This is a genomic window from Altererythrobacter sp. KTW20L (assembly GCF_023501975.1).
In the GTDB taxonomy this organism is placed as follows: domain Bacteria; phylum Pseudomonadota; class Alphaproteobacteria; order Sphingomonadales; family Sphingomonadaceae; genus Alteraurantiacibacter.
The window spans coordinates 172,755-187,111 of sequence record NZ_JAMFLH010000001.1; the positions used below are offsets into that span (position 1 = coordinate 172,755).

Sequence of the window (14,357 nt, forward strand, 5' to 3'; positions counted from 1 at the left end):
CCCCTCCCCATTTGCGCCTCGCGAAAACAGGGAGGAATATTAGCCCATCCACTCCACCCAGGCGCCATGCGGGTGCGCTTGGGCCAGTTGCACCACTTGCTCGCCATCGGGCCAGTACTTTACCGTCAATTCGTGGCGGAAGGTGGTGCGGTTGGTCTCCACCCTGATCCACGCCAGCGGCTTTTCCGCAGTCGCCCGCTTGCCCGCCGCATTCATCATGTCACGGATCGCATCGCGGGTGGCTTGCGGCAGGTATTGCCACATCACGGTGTGGAACAGCACGCGGGTGACGCCCGCCTCCTGATCTTCTGCCAAGCGCTGCGCCACGAATTCCGCCGCGTCCATCTGCACGAGGTCGGGTGCCTCTTCGGTCGCCAGCGCAATTGCCACGTCCATCCGCGTCATCCGCTCGGTGGCGTCGGCCCAGATATAGGCCTTGAGCCTTTGCGCCTGATCCACATCGGTCAGGTCCACCGGCGCGATATCGCAGCCTTTTACGCTGACGATCTCCACCGGATAGGCGGGCGGCGGCCAGCCGCGCCATTCGGGCACGATCTGCATGGGCGAGCCATGCGGGCCAGCTTTCACCCCGCCAAGATCATAGCCATAGCGCGCCATCATCGTGTTGATACCGGCGCTGGCACCAATCTCGATCAGTTCGAACCGTGGCGCAAGGTGACCGGACAGCCACATCAGCCCCGCCATCACACAGGACGATCGACCGGCCTCGTTCGTCTGCGGCGGGCCGTCGAGCCACGGCAGCAGCGCATCATCAAATTGCAGCGCCACCTCGCGCACCAGGGCATCGACCTGCTCCTGCCTGGTCACCTTTCCGGCATAGACCGGGACGAGCAGGTCGGTCTGGCCGGTCAGGTGGAGGAAGTGCAGCCCGCCCGCCATGCGCAGCGGCATGGCGTCTTCCAAGCTGAGGCCGGGCCAGTTTGCCATCCGCTGGCCGGTCTTCGTGCCCGCCGCAATCATCGCCAGTTCTCCGCGAATGATCCGGGCGTTGATCGGGGCGCCTGCTTCCTCCGAATGACGCGCCTGCCATTCGATCGCCTCGGCCACGTCGGCGATTTCCATCACTCTGGGCAGATCATTGTTCGCCAATTGCGTTGCCCTTTCGGCCTGTTGAAACTACATCGCGCGGCCATGACCGACACGCACAGCCGCCCCCTGACTTTCGCCGTGCCCAAGGGCCGCATCCTCGACGAGGCGCTGCCGGTGATGGCGCGCGCCGGCGTGGTGCCGGATTCCAGCTTCCACGACAAGGCCGACCGCTCGCTCAGTTTTGCCTGCGAGGGTTCGGATATGCGGGTGATCCGCGTGCGCGCCTTTGACGTGGCGACATTCGTGGCCTTCGGCGCAGCGCAGGCCGGGATCGTGGGATCGGACGTGATCGAGGAGTTCAACTATTCCGAGCTCTACGCCCCGGTCGATCTCGACATCGGCCATTGCCGCCTGTCTGTGGCCGAGCCTGCGCAGGGCTCCAGCTATGCCCCCGGCGTGGCCAGCCACTTGCGCGTGGCGACCAAGTATCCCGGCATCACCAAGCGCTGGTTCGAGGCCAAGGGCGTGCAGGCCGAATGCGTCAAGCTGAACGGTGCGATGGAACTGGCCCCCTCGCTGGGCCTTGCGGGCCGGATCGTGGACCTTGTCTCCACCGGCAAGACACTGGCGCAGAACGGACTGATCGAGACCGAAATCATGATGCAGGTCAGCGCCCGGCTGATCGTCAACCGCGTGGCGCTGAAAACCGATCCGCGCGTGGCGGCGCTGGTCGAGCGGTTCCGCGCCGATGCCGAGCAGGCGTCCACCTGATGCAGATGCTCCGCACCTCGCAGCCCGATTTCGCCAAGCTGTTCGCCCGCGTGGTCAATGACCGGCGCGAGAGCGACAAGGACGTCGGCCATGTCGTGCAGCAAATCATCACCCGCGTGCGCGCCGAAGGCGATGCCGCGCTGGTGGACCTGACGCGGCGCTATGACGGGTTCGAACTGGCGCAGGATGGCTGGCAGATCGGCAAGGACGTCTGCGCCGCCGCCTTTGCCGACCTCGATCCCGGCCTGCGCACCGCGCTCGAAACCGCCGCCAATCGCATCCGCGCCTACCACGAATCTCAGATGCCAGCCGACCGCGACTATACCGACGAGCAGGGCGTGCGCCTCGGCGCGCGGTGGACCGCAGTCGAGGCCGCGGGCCTTTATGTCCCTGGCGGGCGGGCGAGCTATCCTTCCAGCCTGCTGATGAACGCAATCCCTGCGCGGGTGGCGGGCGTCGAGCGGCTGGTCGTCGCCACGCCCACACCGAAGGGCGAGGTCAACCCGCTGGTGCTGGCTGCCGCCCACCTTGCAGGCGTGGACGAAGTCTGGCGCATTGGCGGCGCCCAGGCCATTGCCGCGCTCGCCTATGGCACCGACAGCATCGCGCCGGTCGATGTCATCACCGGCCCTGGCAATGCCTTCGTGGCCGAAGCCAAGCGCCAGCTATACGGCGTCGTCGGCATCGACATGGTGGCCGGGCCGAGCGAGATCCTGGTTATCTCCGACAACAAGTCCGATCCCGACTGGATCGCCGCCGACCTGCTGAGCCAGGCCGAGCACGATCCCACCTCGCAATCGATCCTGATTACCGACGACCTGGCCTTTGCCCGGCTGGTGGAAGATGCGGTGGACGTGATGTGCGCCAGCCTTTCCACCAACCGCACCGCCCGTGCATCGTGGGAAGATTACGGCGTGATCATCGTAGTGGACGACCTTTTGGCAGAGGCCCCGGCACTGGCAAACCGGCTGGCGGCGGAACACGTCGAACTGGCCGTGGACGATCCCGAAGCGCTGTTTGCAAACATCCGCCACGCGGGCAGCGTGTTCCTTGGCCGCCATACGCCCGAGGCCGTGGGCGACTATGTTGCCGGGCCGAACCACGTGCTGCCAACCGGTCGCCGCGCGCGGTTTTCCAGCGGGCTGTCGGTGCTCGATTTCATCAAGCGCACCAGCTTCATCCAGCTCGACGAAGCGGCCTTGGCGGCAATCGGCCCCGCCGCCGTGGCGCTGGCCGGTGCGGAAGGGCTTCCCGCCCACGCCAAATCGGTGCAGGTGCGCCTGCCATGAGCAAACCTGCAAAATCCACCGCCCGCTCCGCCGCCCGGCTCGCCGCCGTCCAGGCCCTGTACCAGTACCACATGGAAAAGACGCCGCCCGCCCGGCTGCTCAACGAATTCCACCAGCACCGCCTGGGCCGGGAAATCGAGGATGAGCAATATGCCGAGGCCGAGGTGGCCTTCTTCGACGACCTTGTCAGCGGCACCATCGCCCGCGCGGAAGAAATCGACGCGCTGGTTGCGTCCAAGCTGTCCGAAGGCTGGAGCCTGACGCGGCTCGACAAGACCATGGTCCAGATCCTACGCGTGGGCACTTACGAACTGCTCGCCCGCGCCGACGTGCCGACGGGCGCTGCGATCAGCGAATATGTCGACGTGGCCCACGCCTTCTTCGAGGAGCGCGAGGCGAAATTCGTCAACGGGCTGCTCGATGCGGTCGCCAAAGAGGTGCGGCAATAGTCCTGCATCCGTTCGTGTCGAGCCCATCGACTTCGCTCAGGATAAACTTCGGACCTGAATGGCCCGAAGTCGAGACACCTGCTGCAAACGGTTCTCGACTTCGCTCGAACCGAACGGCAGGTAGGGAATATGGTTGAAGTCGATTTCATCCAATCCCTGCGCGCGCTGGCCCGCCATCCGGCTGCACGCGGTCTTGATGACGACTGCGCCGTGCTGGAACTGGGCGGCGAAACGCTGATCCTGACTCACGACATGATGGTCGAAGGCACACACTACCTTGCGGGTGCCGACATGGCCGATGTGGCCTGGAAGCTGGTCGCCACCAACCTGTCTGACCTCGCTGCCAAAGGGGCAGAGCCGCTTGGCGTGCTGCTGGGCCACATGCTGGGCGCAGGCGACGAGCGGTTCGTTGCCGGGATGGCAGAGGTACTGTCCCAATATGATGTCCCGCTGCTGGGCGGCGATACGACCGCGGGCAATGGAACCCGCAGCCACGGCCTCACCGCCATCGGCCGCGCCACGTTTACCCCTGTTCCTTCGCGCAGCGGCGCACAGCCGGGCGACGGTCTCTGGGTCACAGGATCGCTCGGCGCGGCAATGCCGGGCTACGAAGCTCTGCGCGACGGAACCGGCGGCGACCACGCGGCTTACTCGCGTCCAACGGCGCTGGTGGCCGAGGGCCGAGCGCTGGCGCCGCATGTCAGCGCGATGATGGACGTGTCCGACGGCCTGCTGCTCGATGCCTTCCGCATGGCGCAGGCCAGCGGCGTGTCGATCGCCATCGACGGCGGTTCAGTGCCCGTTGCCGACGCCTCGAGGCGTCTGGAATGCCTGACCTGGGGCGATGATTACCAGCTCCTGTTCACCCTTCCCCCCGGTGTCGAACTGCCCGTTCCGGCCACCCAGATCGGCCAGGTGGAGGTGCCCGGTTTCGCCCCGCTGTACCTTGATGGCGAGCCTTTGGTGAACGCGGCGGGGCTCGGTTACTCCCACTCGGCATAGTCCCTCCGGAAAGCCCGGACCTTTTGCGCTTGCGCACCTAGGCGGGGCAAACTAGCCATAAGGTCTTGCGGACCCGGAAACCCGGGCCGTTTTCATATTGGAGAGGGGGAATCTTGGTCATGGACCTTGTAATTCTATCTATTTTTCTTGGCGGACTTGCCATCATCTATGGCATCTTCACCAGCAAGCAGGTGCTCAGCGCCAGCCCGGGCAATGCCCGGATGCAGGAAATCGCCGCCGCCATCCAGGAAGGCGCACAAGCCTACCTGAAGCGCCAGTACACCACCATTGCCGTGGTCGGCGTGGTCGTTGCCATACTTGTCTATCTGTTCCTTGGAACCGTGCCGACCACCGGCTTCGTTATCGGTGCGATCCTGTCGGGCGTGGCGGGCTTCATCGGGATGAACATCTCGGTGCGCGCCAATGTCCGCACGGCAGAAGCGGCCAGCAAGGGCCTGCAACAGGGCCTGACCCTGGCCTTCCGCGCAGGTGCCATAACCGGCATGCTGGTGGCGGGCCTCGCTCTCCTCGCGATTGCCGTGTTCTACTGGTACCTGACCGGCCCGGCCGGTTTTGCCGTCAATAGCCGCACCGTGATCGACGGGCTGGTGGGCCTGGCCTTCGGCGCCTCGCTGATCTCCATCTTCGCGCGCCTAGGCGGCGGCATCTTCACCAAGGCGGCCGACGTGGGCGCGGACCTTGTGGGCAAGGTCGAAGCCGGTATCCCGGAAGATGACCCCCGCAACCCCGCCGTGATCGCCGATAACGTGGGCGACAACGTGGGCGACTGCGCCGGCATGGCCGCCGACCTGTTCGAAACCTATGTCGTCACCGTGGGTGCCACCATGGTCCTCACCGCCCTGCTGCTGAGCGGCGCGGGCGATCTGCTCGAACCGCTGATGGCCCTGCCGCTGCTGATCGGCGGCGTGTGTATCGTCACCTGCATCATCGGCACCTATTGCGTCCGCCTGGGAGGCGGGACCAACGTAATGGGCGCGATGTACAAGGGCTTCCTTGTCAGCGCAGTGCTGGCGGTCCCCGCGATCTGGTTTGCCACCGATTATGCCATCGGCACCGCAACCGTGATCCCGGGCACCGACTTTACCGGCCGGTCGCTGTTCTACTGTTCGCTGCTTGGCCTGGTCGTCACCGGGCTCATTATCTGGATCACCGAATACTACACCGGCACGGCCTATCGCCCTGTCCGCTCGATCGCCAAGGCTTCGGAAACGGGCCACGGCACCAATGTGATCCAGGGCCTCGCCATAAGCCTGGAATCGACCGCCCTTCCGACGCTGGTGATCGTTACCGGCATCGTGGTGGCCTTCCAGCTCGCCGGCGTCCTGGGCATTGCCTATGCCGCTACCGCGATGCTGGCGCTGGCGGGCATGGTCGTGGCGCTCGATGCCTATGGACCGGTCACCGACAATGCCGGCGGCATTGCCGAAATGGCCGGGCTGGATGACAGCGTGCGCGAGAAGACCGACCTGCTCGACGCTGTCGGCAACACCACCAAGGCTGTGACCAAGGGTTATGCCATCGGTTCGGCCGGGCTTGCCGCCCTGGTGCTGTTTGCCGCCTATACGGCCGATCTGAGGGAGTATTTCCCCGAACAGACGGTCAACTTCAGTCTCGAAAACCCCTACGTTATCGTCGGCCTGTTCCTCGGCGCGCTGCTCCCGTACCTGTTCGGTGCGATGGGCATGACCGCCGTGGGCCGCGCTGCCGGTGACGTTGTGATCGACGTGCGCAACCAGTTCCGCGAGAACCCGGGCATCATGGCCGGGACCAGCAAGCCGGACTATGCCCGCACGGTGGACCTTGTCACCAAGGCCGCGATCAAGGAGATGATCATCCCCTCGCTGCTGCCGGTGCTGGCACCGATCGTGGTCTATTTCGTGATCACCGCCGTGGCCGGTCAGGAGAACGGCTTTGCCGCGCTTGGTGCCCTGCTGCTGGGTGTGATCGTGGGCGGCCTGTTCGTGGCCCTGTCGATGACTGCCGGTGGCGGTGCATGGGACAATGCCAAGAAGTACATCGAGGACGGCAACCACGGCGGCAAGGGCAGTGAAGCCCACAAGGCTGCGGTGACCGGCGATACGGTGGGCGATCCCTACAAGGATACTGCCGGTCCTGCCGTCAACCCGATGATCAAGATCACCAATATCGTGGCCCTGCTGCTCCTGGCCGCACTCGCCTGACAAACGGCCCATTACAAACGGCCGGGTCCCGGTTCGGGACACACGACCGAAAAAGCGCCTGAACCCTGCCCGGCATGTGTCGGGCAGGGTTTTCTTTACCCTTTCAATTAATCTTTCGTTCCGTCCGCCGTCCTAGAGGTTAACGGCGGATTGCTTGGGGCGTCCGTAGAAAGGTTAACGCTTCTTGGCTGCCTATGCGCATGTTTCTGCGACAATCCTTACCGAGCGCACATCAATTCCTAACGATGCGCGAGTGGAGTTGGTGACCCTGCGGCTGGATGCCCGCCACTGGCGTGACTGCCAGGCCGCGACCATTATCGCCCGGTGGGATGCGCTGGCTGCAAAGGCAGTTGAACCCAACCCGTTCTACGAAAGCTGGTACCTCCTCCCCTCGCTCCGCGCGCTCGATACGGCAGACCGGGTCGAGCTGTTGTGGCTGGAGGAAGATGGCCGCCTGGTCGGTCTAATGCCGGTCCGCCGCCACCCTGCCTACTATGGCTACCCGGTGCCCCACCTGCGCAACTGGGTGCACGACAACTGCTTTTGTGGCCTGCCGCTGGTTGCGCCGGGCAGGGAACGCCAGTTCTGGCGCGCCGTACTGGACTGGTGCGACAGCAATGCCGGTAGCAGCCTGTTCCTGCACCTGATGCAGATGCCGGGCACCGGCCCGCTCCACCTTGCTCTCAAGGCCGAGCTGGAAGCCCAGCAACGCGGCGCGACCACCGTGCTGGCGGAAGACCGCGCCCTCCTTGCCAGCGAGCTTGCCCCGGAAGCCTATTTCGAAGCATCGCTCGGCGGCAAGAAGCGCAAGGAACTGCGCCGCCAATACCGCCGCCTTGCCGAAGAAGGTGTGCTGCAAGTCGAACGGTCGCGAGGTGCCGAAGGTATCGTACAGTGGACCGCGCAGTTCCTCGAACTCGAAACTCGGGGCTGGAAAGGCCGGGCGGGCTCTTCGCTGGCGGCTGACCCGGCCACGACCGCCCTGTTCCGCGCCAGTCTGGGAGGCGCTGCCGAGCGTGGAAAGCTCGAACGGCTGGCGCTCACCCTGGATGGGCGCCCCATCGCCATGCTGGCGACATTCCTCGCCCCGCCCGGTGCCTTTTCCTACAAGACCGCTTTCGACGAGGCCTTTGCCCGCTTCTCGCCCGGCGTCCTGCTGCAGCACGAGGCCCTGCAAATGTTGGCCGATAGCGAGGTGCAGTGGGTGGATAGCTGCGCTGCGCCCGATCACGCGATGATCGACCACATCTGGCGCGAACGCCGACGCATCGCCCGTCACTCGATCGCCATTGGCGGCCGGATGCGGCGTCACATCTTCACCCTGCTCGCCCGGCGCGAGACAGGTCGCGTTCCGGGGGGAATTGCATGATCGAGCCCAAACACAGTCGCCAGCGCCAGCCCATGCCCGTGCCGCGCTTCTTCGGCGGTCATTCGCGCGCCGATTTTGCCGCGTCCTATCCCGAAGGCGCGCACAAGCTGGGCCACGAACTGGTCGAGCATCCGATGCTGGAGCTGGAAGCCCTGGCCCAGTTGGCCGAACTGCTTCCCGCGTCGTCGATCGAGTACAATCGCGGCGATGTGCCGGTGGGCCTGGAAGGCAAGGCCAAGACGACCGGACTGACGATCGGCGAGACCATCCGCGGGATCGATACCAGCAACAGCTGGGCCGTGCTCAAGCGTGTCGAACAGGTGCCCACCTATCGGGCGCTAATGGACGAATTGCTGGGCGAACTGCGGCCGATCATCGAACACCGCACCGGCCGCCTGATGAAGCCGCAGGGGTTCATCTTCATCTCCAGCCCAGATGCGGTCACCCCCTATCACTTTGATCCGGAACACAACATCCTGCTGCAGCTGCGCGGCGAGAAGACCATGACGATCTTCCCGGCCGGTTCCGCCCGCTTTGCGCCGGATGAAGTGCACGAAACCTATCACCGCGGCGGCAAGCGCGAATTGGCCTGGCAGGAGAGCTTCGTGCGTGACGGCGTGCCCTTCCGCATCACGGCCGGCGAGGCGATCTATGTCCCGGTCATGGCACCGCATTTCGTGCGCAATGGCCCCAAGGTCTCGATATCGCTGTCGATAACCTGGCGCAGCGACTGGAGCTTTGCCGAGGCTGATGCGCGTGCTTTCAATGGTTTGTTGCGTCGCTGGGGCATAAACCCCAAGCCGCCCAAGCGGTGGCCGGCAAGCAACAGTGCCAAGGCGCTGGCCTGGCGGATTGTCCGCAAGATGCCCTGGAGCGATTGACGAACGCGCCCGTGCCGCCCATGGGCATCGCGATGTCATCTGCCCAACGCCCGAATCCGACTCCGGAAGAGCTGGTCGCCGATCTCATGCTGCTGCTCGACCTTGAGCAGCGCGGCGGAGACCTGTTTGTCGGCCGCCGCCATCCCGAAGGCATGGGGCGCGTATTTGGTGGCCAGGCTGTGGCCCAGGCACTGGGCGCGGCGCGGCGCACCGTTCCGGCCGAACGCTTCACCCATTCGCTCCACGCCTACTTCCTCCGCCCGGGGACCGACGAGCATCCGATCGAATTCCGCGTAAAGCGGGATCTCGATGGCCGCAGCTTCTCCAACCGCCGGGTGGTCGCCAGCCAGAAAGGGGAGCCGATCCTCAACCTGACGGCGAGCTTTCACCTGCCGCAGGAGGGGTTGGAGCACCAACTGGCGCAGATGCCCGACGTACCGCCGCCGGAAAGCCTGCGCCCCGATTCCGAAATCCGCCGTGAAGTGGCCGAGACCCTGCCGGACAGCCCGATCAGGCGTCTGCTGCTGCGCCCGCGCGCGATCGACTTCCGCTCGGTGGAGCCGCGCGACTGGCTCGATCCGCATGTGCGCGAACCAAAGGCGCATTGCTGGTTCCGCACTGTCGCCAGCCTGCCCGATTACCGCCCGATCCACCGCGCGGTGCTCGCCTACACTTCCGATTTCCAGCTGCTTTCCACCGCCATGCAGCCGCACGGCGTGTCGATGCACCTGGGCCAGGTGAAAGGTGCCAGCATCGACCATGCGATCTGGTTCCACGACGACTTCCGCGCCGATGACTGGCTGCTCTATGTCACCGACAGCCCCTGGTCGGGCCGGTCGCGCGGATTCGGGCGCGGGCAGATTTTTTCCCGCGATGGCCGCCTTGTCGCCAGCGTGGCGCAGGAAGGCATGATGCGGCCGACCGGAGCCTGAGTTCTCTCGCTACCCTGCGGGGTGGTAGAAGTCATAGATCAGCTGCGCCACGCTCTCGCTGACACCGGGCACCTTCTTCAGGTCATCCAGCGCCGCTGCCCGCACCTTGCCCGCCGTGCCGAAGGCCAGCAGCAGTGCGCGCTTCCTCGCCGGACCGATGCCGGGTATCTCGTCGAGCGGGCTGGCTGAAATGGCCCGGCTGCGTTTGTCCCGATGGGCGCCGATGACATAGCGATGGACCTCGTCGCGCAGGCGCTGGGCCAGGAACAGCACCGGCGAAGAGGTAGGCAGCATCTTCTCGCGCCCGTCGGGAAAGTGGAACACCTCGCGCCCCTCGCGTCCGTGGTGCGGGCCCTTGGCAATGGCGATCAGCGGAACGTCCTCGATCCCCAGCTCCTCCAGCGTGTCGCGAACCGTGCTCATCTGGCCCTTGCCGCCATCAATCAGCACCAGATCGGGCCACATGCCGCTGGTGCGCTCCGGATCTTCCTCCATCGCACGTGAAAAGCGCCGCTGCATGACTTCGCGCATCATGGCGAAATCGTCATTCGTCTGCGCGGTCTTGATGTTGAACTTGCGGTACTGGTTCTTGATGAAGCCTTCCGGCCCCGCCACGATCATGGCGCCAACCGCCTTGGTACCCTGAATATGGCTGTTGTCATAGACTTCGATCCGCCGCGGAATGTCGGGCAATTCGAGGAATTCGGCCAGTTCACGCAGGGTGCGCGCCTGGGTGCCGCTCTCGGCCAGCCGCCGGTCGAGCGCTTCGGCCGCATTACGGCTGGCCTGCTCCATCAGCCGCCGCCGGTCACCCCGCTGCGGCACCGAGATCTCGACCTTGCGATCGGCCAGAACGCCCAGCGCCTGGGCCAGTAGCTCGCTTTCGGGCAAGTCGCGATCCACCAGCACCATGCGTGGCGGCGGCACTTCTTCATAGAATTGCGCCAGCACGCGGGCCAGCACCTCGTCTTCGGCTACGTCCTGGATGTGGCTGGGGAAGAAGGCGCGGTGCCCCCAGTTCTGCCCACCCCGGATGAAGAACCCCTGGATGGCGATCTGTCCGCCCTTGGCCGCCAGGGCGAAGACATCGGCATCGCCCACCCCTTCGGCATTGATCGCCTGGGTGCCCTGGATAAATTGGGCTGCACGCAGCCGGTCGCGCAGCATGGCGGCAGTCTCGAAATCGAGCGCTTCGGCGGCTGCCGCCATCTGCACTTCGATCTTGCGCTGCACCGCGTCGCTCTTGCCCGACAGGAACTGCTTGGCTTCGCCCACCAGCTCGGCATAGCCCGCTTCGTCGATCCGGCCCACGCAGGGCGCGGAACAGCGCTTGATCTGGTAGAGCAGGCACGGCCGGTCGCGGCGCGAGAAGAAGCTGTCGGTGCAAGACCGCAGCAGAAACAGCTTCTGCAGCGCATTGATCGTGGTGTTGACGCTGCCCGCACTGGCGAAAGGCCCGTAATAGGCGCCCTTGGCCTTGCGCGCCCCGCGATGCTTCATGATGCGGGGGAAATCGTGGCCTTCGCGCAGCAGGATGAAGGGGAAGCTTTTGTCGTCGCGCAGCAGCACGTTGTAGGGCGGACGGAAGCGCTTGATGAACTGCGCTTCCAGCAGCAGCGCCTCGGCTTCGGAATTGGTGGTGACGATCTCCATCGTCCGCGTCTGGCTGACCATGCGCTGGAGGCGGTTGGTGAGGTTGCCCACCTGGACATAGTTTGCCACCCGGTTCTTCAGCGCCCGCGCCTTGCCGACATAGAGCACGTCGCCGCGCGCATCGAGCATCCGATAGACGCCAGGCTTGGGCTTCAACGTCTTCACCACCTGCCGGATCGCTTCCACCCCTGCCGCCAGGTCCGGCTGTGAGGATGAGCCGCGCACGGTCGAAGTGGCGCGCTCCTCGTTGAAGCGCTCCTTCCCTCGGGGATCGTGCGGAGTTCCTGCCGGTGTGCGAGCCATGGCTGCGAGAGATAGGGAGGTCCGCAAGCCGGCACAACTGCGGCATGAAAAGGCCGCTAGGTAATCGTCCGCGGTTCAACCTAGACGCCCTTGTCCGTCCCTAGTGCCATGGAAACACAGCCGCGCCCCGCTTCGCCCTATCCTTCAACCGGCCTGCTCGGCTGGCTGCGCTTCGGCCGCCCGGAAGGGTCTGCGCCTGACGAAGCGCCCGCCCCCCGCGAGGATCCCACACGGCATGCTAGGCGCTACCTGATCGAGCAGATCGGCCTGTTCCTGATCGACAACGGGCTCGAGATTACCCAGCAGAACCTGGCAACCGCCCTCAGCATCTATTCGGGCCTCAATCCGCGGCTGAGGCGCGAGGTGGACCAGTTGCGCGAACAGGGTAGCCCGATCACCCAGGCATGGCTTGATCGTGCCACGGCCAGCGAAGCCCAGGGCGAGGATGCATCGGTGAAGAAGCTGGTCCACCAGCTCGAACAGGGCATCGCCGATTTCTCGCGCTCGACCAGCGATGCGCGTACTGTCACGCGGCGTTATGGTGATGCGCTGGCCGAACACGTTGAACAGTTGGATGCCTCGCCCGATCCTGGCGAGATCATTACCGAACTGGCAAACTATGCCCGCTCGATGCTTGAACGCTCGCGCAAGGCCGAAGCCGAACTGCGCCATAGCGAGCAGGAAGCCGCATCGCTGCGGCGCAATCTCGACCGCGCGCGGCGCGATGCCGAAGTCGATTTCCTCACCGGCCTGCCCAACCGCCGCGCCTTCGAAGTGGCGCTGGAACGGCAATATACCGAGGCCCAGGCGGCAGGCGATGCGCTGAGTGTAGCGTTCTGCGACATCGACCACTTCAAGCTGGTCAACGATACCCACGGGCACGAGGCAGGCGACCGCATCCTGTGCGTGGTGGCCAAGACCCTGTCGCAGATATCCGGCGAGAAATGCCACATCGCCCGCCATGGCGGAGAGGAATTCGTCATGCTGTTTCGCGGGTCAACGCCGGAGGAAGCCTTTGCCATGCTGGACCAGGCGCGCATCGAACTGGCTTCGCGCAAGCTGGTCAACCGGCGGACAGAACAACCGTTCGGCCAGATCACCTTTTCCGGTGGCATCGCCGATGTCTTTGCCCATGCCAACCCGCGCAGCGCTCTCGCCGCAGCGGACGAGGCGCTTTACCGCGCCAAGGAAGGCGGTCGCAACCAGATCAGGCTGGCCGGACAGGCAGACTGACGACACTTGGAAGCCTGGCAATTCACCCCTATCGCGCATGGCATGGACCACACCTTCGATGCGATCATCCTTGGCGGCGGCGCAGCCGGCCTGTTCTGCGCAGCCGTTGCCAGCCAGCGCGGACGGCGGGTGCTGGTACTCGAACGGGCGGCAAAGGTCGGCGCCAAGATCCTGATTTCGGGCGGCGGACGGTGCAATTTTACCAACGTGGGCGCTGGCCCCGCCAATTACCTGTCAGCCAACCCGCACTTCGCCAAGTCAGCGCTCAGCCGCTATAATCCCGCCGATTTCGTCGCGCTGGTCGAAAAGCATGGCATCGCGTGGCATGAAAAGACGCTGGGGCAACTGTTCTGCGATGGCAGCGCGCGGCAGATCGTGGATATGCTGCTGGCCGAATGCGCCGCCGGACCTGGCACGGTCACGATCCGCTATGACGAAGAGGCGGGATCGGTAAGCCACGCTGACGGCAGCTTCACGGTCACGACCCGCAGCGGACAATTCACCGCGCCCGCGCTGGTCATCGCCACCGGCGGGCCATCAATACCCAAGATGGGTGCGAGCGATTTCGCCTACCGCCTGGCGCGGCAGTTCGGGCTCAAGGTGGTGGAGCCCCGCCCCGCCCTGGTGCCGCTGACCCTGGGCGGCGAGGAGGTGCTGTTTCGCGATCTTTCGGGTGTGGCTGCTCCGGTTGCAGCCAGCGCGAACAAGGCCACGTTCCGCGAGGCGGCGCTGTTTACCCATCGCGGGCTGTCCGGCCCGGCGATTCTTCAGGTTTCGAGCTACTGGAAATCAGGCGATCCGGTGGACATCTGCTTTGTGCCAGATGCGCCTGCCGGGTGGCTGCTCGATGCCAAGCGCGCGCGCCCCTCCGCCACCTTGCGGACTATCATGCGCGAAAGGCTGCCCCAGCGCCTGGCCGACGTGCTGGATGACCAGCTCCGCCTCCCCGGCGATCTCGGCAACATGCCCGACAAGGCCTTGCGCGCGGCGGAGGAACGGCTGGCGCGCTGGCAGTTCCACCCCAACGGCACGGAAGGGTTCGCCAAGGCCGAGGTGACTGCGGGCGGCATCTCCACCGCCGAACTGTCATCGAAAACCATGGAGGCAAGCAAGATTCCCGGCCTCTACGCCATTGGCGAGGCCGTGGACGTGACCGGCTGGCTGGGCGGCTACAACTTCCAATGGGCCTGGGCGAGCGGATATGCCGCTGCCCAGGCTCTCTAG

The 14,357-nt window shown here is 65.2% G+C and carries 12 protein-coding genes; 10 read left to right on the forward strand and 2 right to left on the reverse strand.

Annotation, left to right across the window (positions count from 1 at the left end):
- Positions 1-39: 39 nt before the first annotated feature.
- A complete protein-coding gene (locus M3P36_RS00925; protein ID WP_249698363.1) occupies positions 40-1,110 on the reverse strand; it encodes a DUF2332 domain-containing protein in 1,071 nt (356 codons plus the stop codon).
- A gap of 42 nt (positions 1,111-1,152) precedes the next feature.
- Between M3P36_RS00925 and hisG the strand changes: the two genes are divergently transcribed.
- The 8 genes from hisG to M3P36_RS00965 all read left to right on the forward strand — a co-directional run bounded on the left by hisG (position 1,153) and on the right by M3P36_RS00965 (position 9,944).
- On the forward strand, positions 1,153-1,821 hold the full coding sequence (gene hisG, locus M3P36_RS00930; RefSeq protein ID WP_249698375.1) for an ATP phosphoribosyltransferase: 669 nt from the start codon (positions 1,153-1,155) through the stop codon (positions 1,819-1,821).
- A 5-nt stretch (positions 1,822-1,826) separates the two neighbouring features.
- Positions 1,827-3,110 (forward strand): histidinol dehydrogenase, encoded by a 1,284-nt coding sequence (gene hisD / locus M3P36_RS00935; protein ID WP_249699046.1) that lies wholly within the window; start codon positions 1,827-1,829, stop codon positions 3,108-3,110.
- A complete protein-coding gene (gene nusB, locus M3P36_RS00940) occupies positions 3,107-3,559 on the forward strand; it encodes a transcription antitermination factor NusB (protein ID WP_249698378.1) in 453 nt (150 codons plus the stop codon). Before hisD ends, nusB begins: the two co-directional genes overlap by 4 nt.
- A 129-nt stretch (positions 3,560-3,688) precedes the next feature.
- Complete coding sequence (thiL, locus tag M3P36_RS00945; protein ID WP_249698388.1) at positions 3,689-4,561, forward strand: thiamine-phosphate kinase; 873 nt, start codon at positions 3,689-3,691, stop codon at positions 4,559-4,561.
- Between the two features lie 119 nt (positions 4,562-4,680).
- On the forward strand, positions 4,681-6,762 hold the full coding sequence (locus M3P36_RS00950; RefSeq protein ID WP_249698399.1) for a sodium-translocating pyrophosphatase: 2,082 nt from the start codon (positions 4,681-4,683) through the stop codon (positions 6,760-6,762).
- A 253-nt stretch (positions 6,763-7,015) separates the two neighbouring features.
- Positions 7,016-8,131 carry a GNAT family N-acetyltransferase gene (locus M3P36_RS00955; protein WP_249698401.1) on the forward strand — a complete coding sequence of 372 codons (1,116 nt, stop codon included), beginning with the start codon at positions 7,016-7,018 and terminating at the stop codon, positions 8,129-8,131.
- Positions 8,128-9,012 carry a cupin-like domain-containing protein gene (locus tag M3P36_RS00960; protein WP_502798346.1) on the forward strand — a complete coding sequence of 295 codons (885 nt, stop codon included), beginning with the start codon at positions 8,128-8,130 and terminating at the stop codon, positions 9,010-9,012. The genes M3P36_RS00955 and M3P36_RS00960 overlap by 4 nt, the downstream gene beginning before the upstream one ends.
- A 32-nt stretch (positions 9,013-9,044) precedes the next feature.
- Positions 9,045-9,944, forward strand: coding sequence for an acyl-CoA thioesterase (locus M3P36_RS00965; protein ID WP_249698404.1), 900 nt, complete (start codon positions 9,045-9,047; stop codon positions 9,942-9,944).
- 9 nt (positions 9,945-9,953) lie between these two features.
- Here M3P36_RS00965 and uvrC read toward each other — a convergent pair whose 3' ends face one another.
- The gene (uvrC, locus tag M3P36_RS00970; RefSeq protein WP_249698414.1) at positions 9,954-11,900 is read right to left on the reverse strand and encodes an excinuclease ABC subunit UvrC; all 1,947 of its coding nucleotides are present in this window, start codon (positions 11,898-11,900) and stop codon (positions 9,954-9,956) included.
- Between the two features lie 108 nt (positions 11,901-12,008).
- Here uvrC and M3P36_RS00975 point away from each other — a divergent pair, with 108 nt between their 5' ends.
- Together M3P36_RS00975 and M3P36_RS00980 are read left to right on the forward strand one after the other, a co-directional pair.
- A complete protein-coding gene (locus tag M3P36_RS00975; RefSeq protein ID WP_249698416.1) occupies positions 12,009-13,133 on the forward strand; it encodes a GGDEF domain-containing protein in 1,125 nt (374 codons plus the stop codon).
- A gap of 42 nt (positions 13,134-13,175) precedes the next feature.
- Complete coding sequence (locus M3P36_RS00980) at positions 13,176-14,357, forward strand: BaiN/RdsA family NAD(P)/FAD-dependent oxidoreductase (protein WP_249698418.1); 1,182 nt, start codon at positions 13,176-13,178, stop codon at positions 14,355-14,357.

Bases quoted from the DNA above. Each gene is read 5' to 3' on its own strand.
- hisG (WP_249698375.1), top strand. From the start codon at position 1,153: ATGACCGACACGCACAGCCGCCCCCTGACTTTCGCCGTGCCCAAGGGC.
- hisD (WP_249699046.1), top strand. From the start codon at position 1,827: ATGCTCCGCACCTCGCAGCCCGATTTCGCCAAGCTGTTCGCCCGCGTG.
- nusB (WP_249698378.1), top strand. From the start codon at position 3,107: ATGAGCAAACCTGCAAAATCCACCGCCCGCTCCGCCGCCCGGCTCGCC.
- thiL (WP_249698388.1), top strand. From the start codon at position 3,689: ATGGTTGAAGTCGATTTCATCCAATCCCTGCGCGCGCTGGCCCGCCAT.
- M3P36_RS00950 (WP_249698399.1), top strand. From the start codon at position 4,681: ATGGACCTTGTAATTCTATCTATTTTTCTTGGCGGACTTGCCATCATC.
- M3P36_RS00960 (WP_502798346.1), top strand. From the start codon at position 8,128: ATGATCGAGCCCAAACACAGTCGCCAGCGCCAGCCCATGCCCGTGCCG.
- M3P36_RS00965 (WP_249698404.1), top strand. From the start codon at position 9,045: ATGTCATCTGCCCAACGCCCGAATCCGACTCCGGAAGAGCTGGTCGCC.
- uvrC (WP_249698414.1), bottom strand. From the start codon at position 11,900: ATGGCTCGCACACCGGCAGGAACTCCGCACGATCCCCGAGGGAAGGAG.
- M3P36_RS00975 (WP_249698416.1), top strand. From the start codon at position 12,009: ATGGAAACACAGCCGCGCCCCGCTTCGCCCTATCCTTCAACCGGCCTG.
- M3P36_RS00980 (WP_249698418.1), top strand. From the start codon at position 13,176: ATGGACCACACCTTCGATGCGATCATCCTTGGCGGCGGCGCAGCCGGC.